This is a genomic window from Vibrio sp. Isolate33 (assembly GCF_022397895.1).
Lineage (GTDB): Bacteria > Pseudomonadota > Gammaproteobacteria > Enterobacterales > Vibrionaceae > Vibrio > Vibrio pomeroyi.
The window spans coordinates 29,263-47,388 of the sequence record NZ_JAKEUP010000001.1 but is presented as its reverse complement, the minus strand read 5'-3'; the positions used below and the strand labels follow the sequence as shown (position 1 = coordinate 47,388).

The 18,126-nt window shown below is 43.6% G+C and carries 12 protein-coding genes and 1 pseudogene; 7 read left to right on the top strand and 6 right to left on the bottom strand.

Features of this window, described 5'->3' with window-relative positions; genetic code table 11:
* The first annotated feature begins 124 nt into the window (after window positions 1-124).
* The 3 genes and pseudogenes from L1D37_RS00210 (at window position 125) to L1D37_RS00200 (ending at window position 3,335) form a co-directional block, all read left to right on the top strand.
* A complete protein-coding gene (locus L1D37_RS00210; protein ID WP_239846868.1) occupies window positions 125-943 on the top strand; it encodes a DUF481 domain-containing protein in 819 nt (272 codons plus the stop codon).
* A gap of 211 nt (window positions 944-1,154) precedes the next feature.
* Window positions 1,155-2,154: pseudogene (locus L1D37_RS00205) on the top strand (polysaccharide lyase family 7 protein).
* A 269-nt stretch (window positions 2,155-2,423) separates the two neighbouring features.
* The gene (locus L1D37_RS00200; RefSeq protein WP_239846442.1) at window positions 2,424-3,335 is read left to right on the top strand and encodes a 2OG-Fe(II) oxygenase; all 912 of its coding nucleotides are present in this window, start codon (window positions 2,424-2,426) and stop codon (window positions 3,333-3,335) included.
* A 144-nt stretch (window positions 3,336-3,479) separates the two neighbouring features.
* Here the strand turns inward: L1D37_RS00200 and L1D37_RS00195 are convergent, their stop codons facing one another.
* From L1D37_RS00195 to L1D37_RS00180, 4 genes are all read right to left on the bottom strand, one after another.
* Window positions 3,480-6,557 (bottom strand): efflux RND transporter permease subunit, encoded by a 3,078-nt coding sequence (locus L1D37_RS00195; RefSeq protein ID WP_239846441.1) that lies wholly within the window; start codon window positions 6,555-6,557, stop codon window positions 3,480-3,482.
* A complete protein-coding gene (locus L1D37_RS00190) occupies window positions 6,544-7,815 on the bottom strand; it encodes an efflux RND transporter periplasmic adaptor subunit (RefSeq protein ID WP_239846440.1) in 1,272 nt (423 codons plus the stop codon). The genes L1D37_RS00195 and L1D37_RS00190 overlap by 14 nt, the downstream gene beginning before the upstream one ends.
* Window positions 7,816-8,025: 210 nt before the next feature.
* Complete coding sequence (locus L1D37_RS00185; protein ID WP_239846439.1) at window positions 8,026-9,219, bottom strand: outer membrane protein transport protein; 1,194 nt, start codon at window positions 9,217-9,219, stop codon at window positions 8,026-8,028.
* Entirely contained in the window at window positions 9,209-11,470 is a 2,262-nt protein-coding gene (locus tag L1D37_RS00180; protein ID WP_239846438.1) for a lipase, read from the bottom strand. The genes L1D37_RS00185 and L1D37_RS00180 overlap by 11 nt, the downstream gene beginning before the upstream one ends.
* 357 nt (window positions 11,471-11,827) lie before the next feature.
* On the opposite strand from L1D37_RS00180, the gene L1D37_RS00175 reads away from it, so the two are divergent.
* From L1D37_RS00175 to dcuC, 3 genes are all read left to right on the top strand, one after another.
* On the top strand, window positions 11,828-12,532 hold the full coding sequence (locus tag L1D37_RS00175; protein WP_239846437.1) for a winged helix-turn-helix domain-containing protein: 705 nt from the start codon (window positions 11,828-11,830) through the stop codon (window positions 12,530-12,532).
* Complete coding sequence (locus L1D37_RS00170; RefSeq protein WP_239846436.1) at window positions 12,525-13,031, top strand: hypothetical protein; 507 nt, start codon at window positions 12,525-12,527, stop codon at window positions 13,029-13,031. The genes L1D37_RS00175 and L1D37_RS00170 overlap by 8 nt, the downstream gene beginning before the upstream one ends.
* A 447-nt stretch (window positions 13,032-13,478) precedes the next feature.
* Window positions 13,479-14,846 (top strand): anaerobic C4-dicarboxylate transporter DcuC, encoded by a 1,368-nt coding sequence (gene dcuC / locus L1D37_RS00165; protein WP_123285646.1) that lies wholly within the window; start codon window positions 13,479-13,481, stop codon window positions 14,844-14,846.
* 197 nt (window positions 14,847-15,043) lie between these two features.
* On the opposite strand, the gene L1D37_RS00160 is transcribed toward dcuC, so the two are convergent.
* A complete protein-coding gene (locus tag L1D37_RS00160) occupies window positions 15,044-15,676 on the bottom strand; it encodes a response regulator (RefSeq protein ID WP_239846435.1) in 633 nt (210 codons plus the stop codon).
* A complete protein-coding gene (gene narQ, locus L1D37_RS00155; RefSeq protein WP_123285647.1) occupies window positions 15,663-17,393 on the bottom strand; it encodes a nitrate/nitrite two-component system sensor histidine kinase NarQ in 1,731 nt (576 codons plus the stop codon). The genes L1D37_RS00160 and narQ overlap by 14 nt, the downstream gene beginning before the upstream one ends.
* Window positions 17,394-17,646: 253 nt before the next feature.
* Between narQ and napF the strand changes: the two genes are divergently transcribed.
* On the top strand, window positions 17,647-18,126 hold the full coding sequence (napF, locus tag L1D37_RS00150; RefSeq protein ID WP_239846434.1) for a ferredoxin-type protein NapF: 480 nt from the start codon (window positions 17,647-17,649) through the stop codon (window positions 18,124-18,126).

Sequence of the window (18,126 nt, the reverse complement as noted above, 5' to 3'; positions counted from 1 at the left end):
TGGTCGTGTTCAATCAATTATGTATCTAACCATTATGTCGACCTACGCTATCTCAAGAACAACACGTCCAATACAAAACACAGCTCTAAACAAAACCAATTTCAACCCGTTACCTTTGGTCGCAATGGTCTTATCCATGCCACTGTTCGCGGAAGAAACGGTACCGACCGAAGAGCCGATACTTACGGAACCACTAGAGCTGACAGAGCAACTTGAACTTACAGAAGAACAAGCCTTACAAGATGAAGCCATATTGGAAGAAAAGGTGGAACCAGAAGTTGAATCGCCCTTCACGACGTTAACCAAGTTGGGGTTTATCTACTCTCAAAACACCAGTTCATCTTTGTCTATCAATTCTGGAATATCCGTAGGCTACAAAAAGGAAAACTGGGGACAACGAGTCCAGTTCGATACCTATTACACGGATGCTGAAAATGATGAAGATGGTACGAATCGCTATACCACCAACTATGGCATTAGTTATGACTTGAACGAGGTGACTTACTTAGTCGCGACAACACGTTTTGAACACGACCACTATGGTACCTATCGTAAGCAGTTTATTACCGCGACCGGATTGGGCCGTCACTTTTACGATACTGAAAGAATCAAGCTTCAAGGCTCTGCGGGGCCGGGTTATCGAATCAGTAAACGACAATCCTCCGACGAAGAGTTCCCGGACAAAGAAAACTATGAACTGATCGTTAATGCCAGTATTGATGGCTCGCTAACGCTTACAGAAACGTTCTCTATGGGCGCAACTGCAAACATGGCCTACGGTGAAGAGAACACAAACTACAACCTAAAGGGCTATCTAAAAAACATTCTGATGGGCAATTTAGCACTGACGTTTGATACCGAATACATTTACAACACCACTGTTGCCTCAGACCAAAGCAACAGCGAGATCTACAGTTCAATGAATCTAAACTACGACTTCTAAGAAAGATTTCCCCCATCGAACATGCAAAAGGATTTGCGTGATCGTCCAGTAAATCATCACTAGGTCCTATACAAACACGCGCTTCATTGACCCAACACCTACTTCTATTACTTCGAAAAATTGTATTGAGATGTGTTTTTGGAATCGAGCGCTCAAAGCTCTGTCAGATAAATGTAAAACCACTCTTGGACCCATGAAAACCCCGTAATTTATCGCTAAAGTTCGCCTACCTTTTGTATTACAAATTACTTTTTATGTTCAACACTCAACAAACTGTAAAACACTTCAAGATTGCTGCACTTATTTCTAGCGGTTTATTACTCACAGGCTGCGAAGCCAACGCTAAAAGCGACCAATCAGACCTGACAACATGTACCGACTGTGACTGGAACATAGAGCAATGGAAAATCACCCTTCCTGTCAGTGGCGACGATTACTACAACAATGGTCGTAGCAGCGCAGCCGAGCTCATCCCCCAAGAATGTAATGGTAAAGAGTACTTAACCAACGGCACCAATCTACCTTGGTTCTCTCGTGAATCAGTTAACGGCGAAGAACGTCTCAAATTTACAGTAGATCTTGGGGGCCAAGTGTCTACAACACCAAACACAAAATACGTTCGCTCTGAGCTTCGTGAGCTCTACAACTATGATTCCGAAAATCGTTGCAGCACTAAAGAGCAAAACTGGGCAGTAACAGGAACACATGAGTTAAAAGCAACACTAAGCGTTGATCAATTTCCGGATAAAGATGTAACGGGTAGCGACCCAAAAGTGGTTCTTGGCCAAATCCATGGTAAAGACATTAAGCAAGCACTCGTGAAATTGCAGTGGGATGGTGAAAACAAACCAGTACGTGTCGTTCTAAATGATTCCTTTCTGTCAGGAAACCAAGTTTGCAGCGACTGTAAGCCTTTTAGTGTCAACCTAGGCTACGCGCCTGCGAACCTTGATTGGGATTACACAATTCGTCTCAATGACCAGGGTATTTACCTTTCAACACTCATTAATGATGAATTAACAGAGCAATTCTTACCTTGGGGTGTCGAAACAGAAGACCGCGATGGCAACAAAGTTACCCTTTCAAAGGCATGGTTAGAGGAAGAGTATTACTTTAAAGCTGGCCTTTACGCTCAAATAAAACCTTCAAGAGAGTTTGCAGGGCAAGTGTTCTCGGTCAGTTTCGCGAAGATCAATATTGATCATAACTAATCACGCTTAATTAAGTCTTAGATACAACGAACAGCAGGCTCTAAGCCGATAAGCTCCCACTCTCTATAAACAGCGCATTGATTCCTTCAGTCATGCGCTTTTTTTGCTTTTAGTCACCAATATAGAACCTTCTTGTTCGCCTTCCCTTTCTTCTCAATTTCCTGTTGATTATATAGAAAACGTTAATTCTGTTTTGCTTAATGCCCCGTTTATCTACAAACCTTGGTGTAATAGATTGGACTCAAGCAAACAAAAGGAGCGAATACATTATGTTATCTAATCAACTAGAGCGTGCACGCGCCATCGATTTACCAACACGCGAAGCGATGCTTCAACGAGCTCCTTCTGTACAACAGTTTTGGGACAACAATAAAAGTCTGTTCAGTGAAGCTTGGAAAGAGTGGGAAGTGAGCGCAGAAGGCAGCCAGCTAAATTTCGATGATTCATTACTGGACGCTCGTCTGCGTGAAGCCGTTAGACAGGCCTGGCAAGATCCAACGAAAGAAATTGCAGTGCAAGACTTGCTCGAAGAAGTCTCACCTGGTGTGTTTAAGTTCCAGTTTTTTGACCCCGAGCGTTTGGCCGGACTACGCGATTACTTAGAAGAAGTATCTAAGGCTCAAATCCCGTTGCGCCCGCCTTATGGCATAGTTCTCAACCGAGGTGGTGCAATGCTGGACAGCCGATCTGAAGGCTACTTAGCAGCACCGCGTTTCCAAGCGTTTTATCGCGACCTGCTTGACAGTTACATGCGTCCAATCGCTCGTTTGTTGTTCCCAGAAATTATGGGCTACGATACGCAAACTTTTGGGTTCTCTATTCAGTATCAAGCGAACAAAGACACATCTTTACGCCTTCATACTGATGCATCTTCTGTCACGCTTAATATCAATTTGAATTTACCCGATGAAGCGTTTTCAGGCTCTGCACTCAACTTTTATGACCCGGCAACCGGTAAAATGAATGAGGCGACGTTTACACCCGGCATGGCAATGATCCACCGAGGAAACGTAGCACACGCAGCACTGCCAATTACCAGTGGTGAGCGCTCTAACTTCGTATTGTGGTTATATGGTGACCGAGGTCAGATCCCACAGCGCAACTCAGGATTGGAAGCGATAGACGCTCATCAGCGTTGGACGGTACCAACGGTTGTACCTGATAACTTTGCTCCATTCTAGATAAATACGCACCGGTTTAATCGGTTCGATTCGGATTAGCCTGTTCAGACGGCTAATACAGTAAATAACAAAGCGCCCACCATGAATAATGGTGGGCGCTTTTTCGTTTCTTCGATTACGTTAACCGTCAATCGACTCGATAGATTAGGCTGGTTTGGTTCTCAATCGAGTCAACACATCCATTTGCTTTAGGTTCGCCATACCGACATACGCGACAGGCACTAAGAACAATGAGAAGAAAGTTCCGACAGACAAGCCACCGACCAATACCAGACCAATATTAATACGACCCAATGAACCCGGACCATCAGCCAGCGCTAACGGCAATGAACCTAAGATCATCGTCAGCGACGTCATCAAGATAGGACGTAATCTTGAACGTGCACTGCTGATCGCCGCTTCTTGCGCACTGGCACCAGACTTACGTTTCTCATTCGCAAACTCCACCAGCAAAATACCGTGTTTAGTGACAAGACCAACCAAAGTCAGCAAACCGATTTTTGAGTAGGTATTAAGACTTTGACCAAATACCGACAGCGTTAAAATCGCACCGACGATACACAATGGAACCGTTAGCAAGATGATCATAGGGTCGACAAAGCTTTCAAATTGCGCTGCCAGAATCAGGAAGATAAAAATCAATGCCAATACGAACAGCACCTGTGCACCAGCGGTTGAATCAACGAGGTCTTTTACAATGCCGTTGAATTCATAGCTTTGAGCAGGTTTCAATAAGCTTGGAACCGTGTCATCAATATACGCTTTCACATCACTTGCCGTGTATCCGGGCATCAAGTCAGCAGTAATTTCAGCGCTGTCTTTCCCCATGAATGTCTTAAAGTTCGATTCCGACGTCACTTGTTTAATCGATACAAACTGAGACAAAGGAAGCCTTTGACCCGACTGTGAATCCACATACAGCTTATCCAATACCTTGAAATCACCAAGATCGCTCAGGTTTACTTGAACTTGGATTGGGTATGTATAGCCATCATCCGCTTGTAGATCCGCCGCTTTCACTGAACCAAGGAATGTCGATAAGGCATTGGTGACATTGCCGTAATCCACACCAGATAACACAATCGCATTGCGGTCGATCGATAAGTCATAACGCAATTGGTCACGCAACATTGAGTTTTTAATGTTGGTCACGCCCTCATAATTCTCAAGTGCCTCTACCACTTTGCTCGCCGTTTCAGACAAGACTGTCGTATCACGGTTCACGGTCGTAAGTTCGAGAATCATGTTAGTCGCAATGTTCAAGTTATCCGCAGAGCGAACCTTGAAAGACATACCATACGCAGAAACTGAACTTTGCGCTTTGGCAATAAACTCATTCACTAATTCATCTGCAGACTGGTCACGCTCTCCCCATGGTTTTAACAAAACGTGATTGGTCGGTGTACCTTCAATGTAAGACAGGTTCGCTTCGACCGATTCATCCCCTTTGAACACGCTGTTGAGTTGTTCATTATTGTCGAGATGATACTGACGCCCTACTCCTGTTGGCGGCGTTGATGTCACCTCAACAAACCCCGTGTCTTCCGTTGGAAGGAGCACTTGAGGCATCTTCCAAACCGCTAACGCAGACAACGCAATTAGAACTAAGGCAATACCACTCATCAAGCCTTTGCGCTCAAACCACTTACCTAGTTCCTTGGTGTACACGTCAGACAGAACGTTAAGCTTCGCATCAACCTTTTGATACCACTTTGCTGGCGTTGAAACTGGCTTCATCAAATAGGCGCTCATCATTGGCGAGAGCGTTAACGCTACAAACCCAGAAATAATCACCGCTGCTGCTAACGTGAAAGCAAATTGTCTAAACAGGTCGGCGGTTAAGCCCGCCATTAGACCAATCGGCAAATACACAACAGCTAAGGTAAGGGTCATCGCAATTACAGGGAAGACGATCTCTCGACACCCTTTAATTGCTGCATTAAACGGTGTTTCACCCTCTTCGATATGACGGTAGCAGTTCTCAGCAACAACAATTGCATCGTCGACCACTAAACCAATCGCAAGGATGATCGCCAAAATCGTCAGTACATTGATACTAAAACCAAGTACATGCATCACGGCAAACACACCAATCACACACACGGGAATGGTGATGATCGGAATCGAAGCCACACGAACAGAGCCTAAGAACAGAACAACGACAGCAGAAACAAGAACAATCGCTTCAACCAGAGTCATGAAGCCTTCATCAATCGCCGTTTTAATAAAGTCTGCTTGGTTGTAGACCATTTTCATTTCAATGCCTTCTGGCAACTGAGGTTGAATTAGGTCGATTTGCTTCTTAACTTTATTGGCAACCGTCACTGGGTTTTCACTTTTCAGCGGCAACACCTGAATCGACATCGCTAGGTTGTCGTCTACACGGAGAATACTTGGCGTTAGGCTCTCTTCACCCATTTTGACTTCAGCAATGTCACCGATTCGGATGATCTTGCCGTTATCGACACGAACTACCAAGTCTCTTACATCATCAACACTGGTCACTTGATTGACTGGGTTGATTGAGAAATCTCGTACCTGACCTTTTATCGTACCCGCGGTAAACGTCGCATTGTATGAGCTCAGCGTGCCGACTACGTCAGAAGCACTCATATTAAGCGCCATCATGCGGTCGGGTTGTAACCAAACTCGCACCGCTTTCTCACTGCCGCCATACGGCCCCCAAATACCACCGACACCTTGAATATGCTTAAACTGTGGCACAACTTGTTGGCTGATGTAGTCGTACATCTCTTGTTTAGACATCTTGCCAGTATTCACAAAAGTGATGATGTTACTTGGCATGCTAGTATCAGAAGAGTCATCCGTTACTGTTGGCTTATCCGTCATACTCGGCGGAAAATCACCAATCGCTTCGACACTGCTGCGCAGGTTGTTCATCAGGCTTGTGTATTCAACTTCATCTATGTCGTCTTCAAAGATGATTTTGAGATTACACGTCCCTTCCTGACAATCCGTAGTCATGGTCTTAACGCTATCAAGACCCGTTGCAGCAGTGATCAGTTTGTCTGCCACGTTACGCGACATAAACTCCGCACTCGCACCATTTATCGCAGCAGTTACCGTCGCAGAAGGCGTTTTGTGGTCAGGGAAATACTGAATCGATAATTTCTGAAATGACAACAGGCCAAGTAACACAATGGCGATACTCAGCACTGATGCAAATACAGGGTGTTTAATACAAATCTCAGGAAGCTTCATTCACGTTCTCCTCGGTCGTCGCTTCCTTGCCAGAATTTACGGTATTTTTTGAATCCTTCGATGGTTCGATTTCGACTGGTTTTGCCATCACGTCGTTCGTTTTTGGAAGTTCTGTACTCGCTTCTTCAAGCAGTTCAGCTTTTACTTTTGGCGATTGTTTTGTCCAATCGACAGAAGGCTCAATTGGATGCTGCTCTTGGGTTGGCTTAGTGGATTTCACCTCAGCATTTGGGTTCATCACTTTAACCAGAGATTCAACTTTGAGGTTCTGCTGTCCGGTCGCTACGACGCTTTCGCCTAGCTCAAGTCCCTTCTCTACCACCACATAACCATCATTGGTGTTAACACCCAATTCTACAATTCGTTGTTCGATGTTGTTGCCATTCACCACCCATACAAAACGTTTAGCGTCCTTGGCTTGAACCGAGTTTTGCGAAACCACCATTTGCATTGAATCTTCACTGGTCATTTGACTTAATTTGGCAAACATACCCGGAACTAAGCGGTGTTCAGGGTTCGTAACATGTGCGTGAACCTCAACACGGCCTGAGCTTTCATCGACCGCGGGCGCGATATAATCAACCACACCTTCGAACGATTCGCCCGGAAAAGCATCGACTTGGATAGACACGGTTTGACCGAGCTTTGCATTACCCAAATCAGACTGGCCAATCGCATACTGCACCTCAACAGGATCAAGCTTGATCAAACTGACCAATGCCGTTGAACTATCAATTTTGCTGCCTACTGAATGACTGAAGTTAGTGAGTTGTCCATCAAAAGGCGCTACTAATAAATAGTCGTTCATCAGTGCTTCTTTCTGACGAAAATCAGCCGCCGCGAGATTCGCTTGCTCTTTTAGCTCTTCAACATCTTGCTGAGACATAGAATCCGGTTGTTTCTTTAGTAACTCACGTACTCGTTTTAGCTTTGATTTTGCTAGCGCGAGTGAGCTTCGTGCTTTATCAAGATCGGCTTTGGCCTTGGTGTTATCGAGCTGCGCAATCAATTCGCCTTTTTTGACGGAATCGCCATCTTTGAAATGAATAGTAAGAATTTTGTCGGAAGCACTGAAAGTAAGCGCGGCAGAATCTGTCGCTCTAATCTTGCCAACTTCGCGAATGGATGAAGTAAAAGCCTGTGTATGCGCTTTTTCGACCGTGACGGGCACCAATGGTGAGTCTTGTGCTAGCGTCGGTGTTGTATTTAAGGCGAATAGTGCCAAAGCAATGGTTTTACTAAGCTTTTTAAATTTCATGTTCAATAACCATAAGTCGCTACAATCGTCTGACTTGAAGCGTTTTTCTGTGCAGCCGTTGTGAGCTAAATAAGCATCCAGCTATTTATATCAATGCCAACAACAGCCATAAGTTCGGATTAAGGCTCGATATCGCTAAAGAGCCTTACGATGTTGTTTACTTGGCTGAACCAAGAATAAGAATGAATAATTAAGGTTTATGACAACCCGCTAAAAGCGATGCTGGTACTGAACACCAACGAGCAAAGCATCGGCGGTCACATCAGCAGAGATATTGGATTGGCTTCCTGGAATCGTCGTTAAGCTCTCATCAACGTGTTGCGATTCACCAATGATGAACCCGACACCAAGATCGACAGAACTCGCTGGAGTTAGGTGATAGGTACCACCCACGGTTACCCAGTGACGATTGACATCCGGAATAGATAAAGACGTCAGTTCATCGGTTGGAGAGACGTCATACATGTAACCCGCTCTCAGAATGATGTCTTTTGACATGGTGTAAGTGCCGCCAACCGAAACGTGCCCCGCATCTTTCCATTGGTATTCTTTAATAGAATCGTCATAAGAATCAGACGTTAACGAGTCAAATTCAGACCAATTCACCCACTGCAAGCTGTAGTGGAAAGCCCATTGTTCGTTGAGTTGGTGCCACCCAGAAAACTCGAGTGTGTCTGGTAAGGGAACATTCATTTTGTCGGCAGCAACTCCGCCTTTTGTGATGTCACCTTCCACTTCAATATCCGGGCTATAACGGTAAGTAATACCAAATTTATTGCGCTCATTTACCTGATACGTTGCACCAACATTGGCACCTAAACCAAAACCGTCGGCATCAACATCAAGTAGGTTCGTACGGTGAATTTCACCTTCACCGTAGATAACATCAATACCTGCGCCCAAGTTGATCTTTTCAGATAATTCATAAGCGACAGCAAAGCCAACGTTGATGCTTGAGAGTGCCGTTTTTCCTCCAAACTCATCTGCTGAAAATGAGTCATCAAACTCAACATCAGTGCCGAAATTGGAATGCACGGTAGCACCCAAAGTGAACTTTGAGTCTTGAATTGGATGGACGTAATGGATGTTCGGCACTAACGTACCTGCGCTAAGTTCTTGGTCATCCAATGATGTGGTATCACCCATTAAAGGTGTGTAACTGACATTCGACACATCAATTCCGCTATCGATATAGACAGCACCTACCGACAACATAGGTTGCTCGATATAAGCCATTGCAGCGCTATTCTTAGCTACAATCGCTGCACTATCTGCCATGACAGCATCACCCGCAAATGCACGACCTAAACCAGTTGCAGATTGTGCGTTCAGTTGAAAACCAGCAGCGTTGGTTAGACAAGGGACAAGTGCAGCGGCAGTGCCCAATAAAAGTTTATTCTTCATCTTGAGGCACCTCTGTTTCGATGTGATCTTCGTTATTTATGACGACTACTGCACCGTCACTCATTACCATTGAAGCAACGGCGATTTGTTGAGTGTCCACAGCTTCAAGTACATCAGATATGTTTTCTCCCGGCATACCCGGTAGCCCGTCTTCATCAACAGGACCTTCATACGGGAACAAATACGTACCGTGCCCACCCGTGGTGGTTCTTACAGCACCACGTTTTTCACTTATATTTTCTGATGTGCCTGTTATTGGGTCTAAGCCAAGAGCAGTAATAAGTGGCTCGGTACCAGTACGAATGTTATCTGGGGCGGTGTTTGGAATTACGCTGTCTGGTACGTAATCAACGCCTACATCACAGGTTTCACCACAATCTCCGACAGCTGCTAACAAAAGCGTTGGTTGCTCAGCCACAACTTGACGAGAGATGAAGCTAGCAGGATCGGCACTATCAATCGTTGCTTGAACCCCCTGTTTAAGGTCAGTTACAACCAGATCAAAGATGTCATTCTCCAACTGACTCACAAGCAGCGCGTTATCTGTTGAAAGTGCGACAAACTCACGAAGCGCTTCAATGCACTGCTGGTTAGTTGCCTCTGCGGTACAGATATCAGGAATGACAGTCTCAGCAATGCCACGCTGAACGTCTGGAGATTTCTTTACACCTTCAGACATTTCTGGGCCTAAGGTTTGAGAAGACAAAACTAGATTAGTTAGCCCTTGTCCCGGTACAACAAAGTTCACCGTGTTAAATGCAAAGTCTGAGTTATCACCCAAATCACGAGTAGGTTGGCTGAATTCACTGACCATCACCGACATGATTCCACCCAAGGATTGTCCAATTAAGTGAACATCATCTTTTTTTACCCAAGATTCTTGGCTTAGCGCGTAGCGAAGACCTAAAAAGTCGGAGACAGATTGTTGAAGGTTAGAACGAAGCGCTAAAGGAGAATCAATATTGATGAAGAACGCCTTGTTTGCTCGAGCACTGATTTCTACTCCTGTTTTTTCGCCATCGTTAGGGTCAGTATCAGTGTTGTCATAACGCATCCGTTCCCCATGATATGGCATATCAATCGCAACAACGGCATAACCTTTTTTTGTATATTCCGCAGCCATCAACGATGCTGTACCGCGCTCCGCAGTAACACCGTGGATGAATATCGCAGTCGGAAATCCGGTCGACGTTTCTATCGGCCTTGGAGTGTCTTCGTAATTTGGCAAATAAATATCAGCCGTGATATTGAGGAATTCAATTACTTTAGGGGATGACATCTCAGCAGTAGGGAAGCCACCATCAGCATTAGTAATCCATTCATAGAGTGGTGGGCAGTTTTCTTTCGGGTCAAACTCATCAATAGTGCATTCAGACTCTCGACCTTCAGTAAAAGGCAAGTAAGACGGTATTCTTAATTGCTTACTGTATTGATTGTAATCTCCATTAAATTCTCGAACTTTTTTATAACCGTCTAAAAACTTGGTATTAAACTTTACATGATTGTCTCTCATTGCATCCAAAGTCGAATATGAACTCTGAGTTTTAAACTGCGCGGCATATACAGGAATACCCTTCTCAGGATAAAGCGCATAATATGAATCGATCGCATTTAATACCTGCTCCTGAATGCTTACTTCCTTATCGTTTTCTAGCGGAACACCTGAATAAATCAATTCATCAAAACTAGCGTCTGCTTTTAAAGGTTCGTCAAATTCAGTTTTTACCCCATCAGTCACAACGATCGAATAAGTCGTTCCTTCTTTTAACCCTGACTCGCACTGAATAATAATATTGGAACCATCAGCTGATATTTGAGTGCCAACTTCCTCACCAGTTGACTCATTAATTAACACCACGTTCCCCGATAAAGTTTCATTATTCAGTGGAAAGCGTTTATCAGAATTAACACTTTGCAGAGGAATTAAAATGGGCTCTGCACAAAGTCCCCAACCATCTAAAGCGGCGTATGAATTGTTGTAGTCCTGATAATAGGCATCATTGGTCGATGACATTGCGGCAGCATGTTCACCGACTCCGGTAATGGTTCCGTCGTCGTCATACCCGTATCCATCGTTCGGTTTTGGTAATTCATTAATGTTGTAAGGAACTAATACTGAAACGGCTTCTTGAGTCGAGTCTTCAGACTGACAGCCGAGTAAGGCAAGCGTGATTAGTCCACATAAATATGGCTTATTGAATTCTTTCAAAACAGCTCCTTCGTAGCTTTCGCATTTAACTGGTGTGGTCATGCGATTTATCGTTATTTGAGTTGCCGGTTGAGTCGGAGGTAAGTTCGACTTTTATTCGCAGAGAGCAAGGCAACACGAAGTTGGAATGACACGTTGATAGAACTACGTAAGAAATTTGAGCACTTAACCCACACCCACTAAATCAGCGTCACCAGTTAATGATCTAATAGCTACTAACACCAAGCACCTGAAACCACATTAAACAACCTCAAAAAGGTATATAAGGAAATCTAATTAGGTTAACAAACCAATTTAAATCATAAACTTAAACATCAAAGACAACGAAATCAGTAAGTTTATATTTGTAGCGACATTTGTTATATTTAGGTTAGAACGCTTATTACAATGAGAACCCAGATGTCTGCTGAATTTATTATCAATGATGATATACAGGTCAATTTAGAAGAGAGTGAAATCCATCACTTTAAGACAGGCCGTACGTACCCAATAGGTTCTAACGAATCAGAGCTCCTTAAGTTTTTTATCTCTAGACCCAATGAGGTGATTACTCGCCAAGTTCTGATTGAGCAAGTATGGGTATCGAAAGGTATCTATGTTGAAGATGGCAGCTTAATGCAAACCATCTCTATCTGCCGAAAAGCGCTTGAAGACAAGAGTGGAATGATCATTGTCACTGAACGCGGCAAAGGCTACCGATTTGCAGGGCAAGTAACACAAGATAAAGAACGCGCATTGCGTCAAATTCAAGCCCAATCTACGCAACAAACTGAACAAGCGACAGAGAACTCTATAGAAGAAAGCTCGACAGCAGAAAAAGCAGCTCCAACGAAAAAGACAAATCATGTGTTAGCGCTAATTGCTTTATTTATGGTAACCGCGGGTCTATCACATTATTTTTTTGCCTATTTAGACAGAAATAGCTTAGGTGAAGATCTTACAGGCCAACATTTTATCTCTTGTACAATCGAAACCGACGAGTTCACCTTTAAAGAACTCTACAACGTCACTCTTTATGAATATAAGGGTCGAAAAATCATCATCGATAATTCAGGAAAATCTTTGAGCTTCCCTAGCGAATTTAAAGGAGTTACTTGTGAATAAAGAAAAGCAGATATTCGTTGTCGTGGCTCTATTGGGTATTTTGGTCGGCTGGTTAACAACCTTTATTCCGAAAGAACATCTTAAAGGTCACTATTTAGCCAATACAGCATCGGTGGTCAATCCGCCAGAGAAAATAATTTACAATCAAGCTTCTGTGAATATTGAGTTTAAGAAGAATAATAGTTACGAGCTGTTATATGTTTCGACTAAAGAGGCTGGTTTCACCTCGTCAGGAACTTACGTTGTCACTCAACACGATATTTCGTTAGACGAGACTCAACACGAACAGATCATCCCAGATAGAGATCTCTCGTTTTATGAGAAAGTCATGATCAGTGAAGGTGCGGTGCTTTCTTCCGATGCGATGACCTACATTCCACTGAACGACAAAGAACTATTGTTGGTAACACAACGCGGAATGATTCATTTCTGCAAAAAGGTGGCATGTGCTGACTTGCCCGCTTATTCAATTTCGGAACCGGACGTAAATATCAACTAACCCTTCCTCACCAACAGGTCGAACTCTGTAACTTTTGTGTGACTTAACTCTGGCGTCTGCTAATTCCCAATAAAGTAGGCGTCAGATTCTAATCTTCTAATCCTCAGATTCAAAAACCACCTTCCTGAATGTAAGAAATGACCCTTTCCTTTTGATTTCTACCACTAAGCCTGAAAAATCATAATTTTATAAATCAAAACCTTCATATGCAACCTCGCACAACAAAGGTGATCCAAGCTATATTCTAATGAACGATATAATTTGTTTATTAACATCTAAACAACAGTAGTTATGCATGATTTACAACCACAATTAACATCGAAAAAAATGTTTGTCTTAGATCATATCAACCTCAACTATGCCTCGTGCCACAGTGCAGTTTTCTGTACATTCATTGTCATATTCTGAAACACTTTCTTATATTTTTTAAACTTTGTGGAGATTTCTATGTTAGAGCTCTTGATCGGATTAGTGATTACCATCGCTGTTGGTTACTTTATTGTAAAAGGCTATAAAGCAGCGGGTGTATTATTAACTGCTGGCCTTGCCCTACTTCTTATTACTGGCCTTATTGGTCACACAGTTTTACCAGCTAAGGTAGCTTCAACTGGTAACATGGTTACCGACTCACTAGAATTCGTTAAGTACATGCTTCAGTACCGTGGCGGCGGCCTAGGCATGCAAATCATGCTTCTTTGTGGTTTCGCTTCTTACATGACTCACATCGGCGCAAACAACGTGGTAGTGAAACAGTTTTCTAAACCACTGTCTGTTATCAAATCTCCATACGCACTACTTGTTGCTGCATACATCGTAGCGTGTCTAATGTCTCTTGCAGTAAGTTCTGCAACCGGCCTTGGCGTACTATTGATGGCAACGCTATTCCCAATGATGACGGCAATGGGTATCTCTCGCCCTGCTGCGGTAGCGGTATGTGCTTCACCAGCTGCAATCATTCTTTCTCCTACATCAGGTGATGTTGTTATTGCTGCAGAAAAGTCAGGCTTAGACCTAGATGTGTTTGCGGTTCAAACGGTACTGCCAGTGTCTATCTGTGCAATCATCGTAATGGCTGCAGCTGCTTTCTTCTGGAACAAGTATCTAGATAAGAAAGAAAACACACCAATGGAAAAAGTAGACGTTTCTGAAATTGAAACAACAGCGCCAGCTTTCTACGCTGCTCTACCATTCCTGCCAATCATCGGTGTTTTCCTATTCAACGGTCGTACGATTCCAGGCCTTAAGCTTGATATCTACACTATCGTTGTTGGCTCTATCTTCGTTGGCGCGATCATCGATTACGTTGTGAAGAAGTTCGACGGTGAGAAAACGCTAGAAGACCTAGACTCTTGTTACCAAGGCATGGCAGAAGCATTCAAAGGCGTAGTAATGCTGTTGGTTGCGGCAGGTGTATTTGCTCAAGGCCTAATGTCTATCGGCGCGATTGATAACCTAATCGGCCTTGCTGAAGCAGCAGGTGCTGGCGGTATCGCACTGATGCTTATCCTGACAGGTCTTACGGTTGCTGCGGCTATCGCGACAGGCTCTGGTAACGCACCTTTCTATGCTTTCGTAGAGCTTGCACCATCGTTAGCAGCGAAAATGGGGTTAAACCCAGCGTTCCTAATCATCCCAATGCTCCAAGCATCAAACCTAGGTCGTACTATCTCTCCAGTATCTGGCGTGGTGGTGGCAACATCAGGTATGGGTAAAATCAGCCCATTCGAAGTTGTTAAGCGTACATCAGTACCAGTAATCTGTGGTCTTATCACGGTTATCTTCGGTACGCTGGTATTGGTTCCAATGACGGCTTAAGCCTTAAGTTCCTGTGTTCCACTAACCAAGGACAGAACACGAAGAACACCAATACTGATATAAAATGCTTAAACAAAAAGGCGCTGAACTTAATAAGTTCAGCGCCTTTTTAATATCACTTTCTAAACATCGTTAAAGCTGTGGAAATATGAATAAACAGCACGGCCTGAAATAGTTTAATTTCAAAGGAACAAGCCCTACTTCATTTCTCCGTAACGCTCTAGGTAAAGAACGGTTGCTGCAGTACGTGAAGGCACTTGTAGCTTTTTCAGCAGGCTTTTCATATGTACCTTAACTGTCGATTCAGAAATGAACAGGTGGTCAGCGATCTGTTTGTTACGGTAACCTTTCGCGACTTCTTGAAGGATCTGCATTTCACGTTCAGTCAGTTGGTCGAAAATGTCATTGCGGCTGCCAGCGTCGCTTAGGTAACGAGCAACCACACTGCTGTAAGCTTTATCGCCACTGTGTGCTTGCTTGAGCAGTTCGATCAATTCATCAGGCTCAGTGTCTTTCAGCAGATAACCATCAGCACCCGCTTTTACAATCGCTTCAATGTCTGCAGGGCTATCAGAGACTGTCAGGATTACAATGTTTGCGCTTGAACCGTCAGTACGAAGTGCTTTCAAAGTATCTAAACCAGACATGCCCTTCATATTGAGATCCAAAAGGATCAAATCAGGTTCTTCTTCATGAGCGAGAGCAACTGCTTCAGTGCCGTTACTTGCCTCTGCAATCACTTCGAATTCGTCTTCAAAGCTCAGTAATTGGCTTATACCTCTGCGCATCAATGGATGATCATCAACCAGCATTACTTTACAAATCGTCAACTTTAACTTCCTTCAAACTTTTATATTTCAATATGACTGTACAGCCTTCACCTTGAGCCGCTTCAATCGTTAAGTCGCCATTCAGTCTTGCCGCACGCTCCTGCATAATGCTCATCCCATAGTGGTTCGTTTTAGAACTACTTGAGTCAAAGCCGTCTCCATTATCTTTAATCACGACTAACACTTCACCGTCCTCATCGATACAGCATACATCTATCAAGTCGGCATTGGCGTGTTTTATTGCGTTTATTGTTGCTTCACGAATCAATTGAAGCAAGTGAACCTGACTGTGTGCATCAAGTTCAATCGATGAAAGATTATTGGTGAGGTTAATCTTCGCATCGGTCCTTTCACTGAGTTCCTCAAGCATGGTGCTCAAGGCATCTCCAAAGTTGCCCTCTTTAATAGTCAACCTGAATGTGGTGAGTAGCTCTCTTAACTGAGTATAGGCGTCTGCTAAACCATTACCGATTTCCGACGCTATTTGCTCTGACTGCTCTCTGTGTTGTTGCTCTGGCAGTTTGCCAATCACACGCTTTAATAATGTAACTTGGATTTTCAAATACGACAGTGATTGAGCCAGTGAATCGTGCAACTCACGCGCAATCGTCGCACGTTCTTCCATAATAATAAGCTGTTCGGCTTTCTTTTGGGCGCGATTATAATAAATAGCTCGAGATAACAGTTGAATAAAGCTCTCGATCAGCGCCTTGGTAGAATGCCCGTGGTGATACGAACAGTACAAGTAACCGAGAATGAGTTCGTTATCATCCAGTTTCATCTCGAACTTTTCGTAATCTAAATTCGAATCGTAGCCTTCATCCATAATCAATGAGCGGCCTGAGTTATCTACAATTTCGAGCCTCAGTGATTCAATCCCTTCCAAGCTTACGAGGTGCTGCAAGATAGCTCGAAAATTTTCAGGCGCGATACGCGTCACCGTGAGCTCTTGTGACGAGTTATAAAGTGCCTGCAGTGACTGGTTCGCATTTTGTAGTTCTACCGTCTTAGCATCCACCACATCTTCAAGATTGCGATAAAGCACGCCGAGATCTTTCGCCATTGAGTTGAAGGTTTTCGTCAAAATACCCATTTCATTGCTACTGGTCACTTTGAGTTCTACCTCAAAATCACTGTTCTTGATTCGCTGGCTAGCTCCAACTAAGGCATGCAGAGGTTTAACAACTTGTTTACGTACAAAGTGAACAACAAAAAGAGATATGACGAGAATTCCGCCTAAACCAATACCACCAGCCCACGCCAGTTTAATCAGCTTATCTTCAGAGAACTCTTGCAGCTTAAAAACGAAGCCATCGATTTCAGTCACGAAGTTTTCAACCAACACGAGATAGTGTTTGCGATCTTCACTGTTCAATACGCGTTTCAGCTCATGCCAACGACCAATGATTAGATAGTAGTCTTCTGTGATGTCTGTCGGAACTTCCCAACTTACTAAGTTGGTCATCGACGGTGAGTAAAGAGAGCTTTCGAATTCACGGATATGAGAATCATAATCAACTGATTCTATTTGAATATCATGGGCTAGTCGGTAGCTCTGCATACGCATTGAACCTGCGACGTTCACCGCTTCTGCATCATTCAGACTTGAAGCCAATGTAAAGATAGCAAAGCCAGTCGTAGCAACCGACAACAGCAGTATAGACAGCAGTGATTTAGCTATCGTACTCGTTACAGATGAAACCGGTTTTATAAGCAAAAGAGCCTTCCTATTGATAAATGACTTGCCAGCAAGATCGTATTGTCACACATCAAAAATCATAGCTCCATTCAATATGTGATCACTCGCTTCGTAATTTATTGATCTGAGACAATATATGCCCCCAATTAGCCCTAAGGGGGTATTTATACAATTGTTTCTAAAACTACACTACTTGTGAGGACAAATTACAAGATATTAATGGAATAATGACCTACAATTACAACATCTTAGCAACATCTATGGGTATCTAGTGGTAGATCTATCAAAACGCCGTCTATTTTCTAGACGAAAAGTTGATTCAAGCCAGATTCGTTTGCCTTGGATTAAAAACCTAGAAAGCTTTGCAGATGACTGCACTCGCTGCGGTAAATGCATCGAGAGTTGTGAGACTGAGATAATCATTGTAGGCGATGGTGGGTTTCCTACTGTCGATTTCTCAATTGATGAATGTACGTTCTGCTATCAATGCGCAGACGTTTGTCCTGAACCCATTTTTACGCCAAAGCAAGGAGAGCCTTGGCAAGCAAAAGCACGTATTTCTGATAAGTGTTTAGCGCAACAAAATGTTGAATGCCGAAGCTGTGGTGACATGTGTGAACCTATGGCCATTCAATTTCAACTTAGAGCAGGCAGTGTTGCTCTACCAAAAATCGAGTTAAATGAGTGTAGCGGTTGTGGAGCCTGCGTAGCAGTTTGCCCTACTTCAGCTATTCTTGTGAGTAATGCATAA

Excerpts from the sequence above, each read along its gene's own strand:
- L1D37_RS00180 (WP_239846438.1), bottom strand. The coding sequence starts at position 11,470 with ATGACCACACCAGTTAAATGCGAAAGCTACGAAGGAGCTGTTTTGAAA.
- L1D37_RS00200 (WP_239846442.1), top strand. The coding sequence starts at position 2,424 with ATGTTATCTAATCAACTAGAGCGTGCACGCGCCATCGATTTACCAACA.
- dcuC (WP_123285646.1), top strand. The coding sequence starts at position 13,479 with ATGTTAGAGCTCTTGATCGGATTAGTGATTACCATCGCTGTTGGTTAC.
- L1D37_RS00195 (WP_239846441.1), bottom strand. The coding sequence starts at position 6,557 with ATGAAGCTTCCTGAGATTTGTATTAAACACCCTGTATTTGCATCAGTG.
- L1D37_RS00210 (WP_239846868.1), top strand. The coding sequence starts at position 125 with ATGGTCTTATCCATGCCACTGTTCGCGGAAGAAACGGTACCGACCGAA.
- L1D37_RS00175 (WP_239846437.1), top strand. The coding sequence starts at position 11,828 with ATGTCTGCTGAATTTATTATCAATGATGATATACAGGTCAATTTAGAA.
- L1D37_RS00190 (WP_239846440.1), bottom strand. The coding sequence starts at position 7,815 with ATGAAATTTAAAAAGCTTAGTAAAACCATTGCTTTGGCACTATTCGCC.
- L1D37_RS00185 (WP_239846439.1), bottom strand. The coding sequence starts at position 9,219 with ATGAAGAATAAACTTTTATTGGGCACTGCCGCTGCACTTGTCCCTTGT.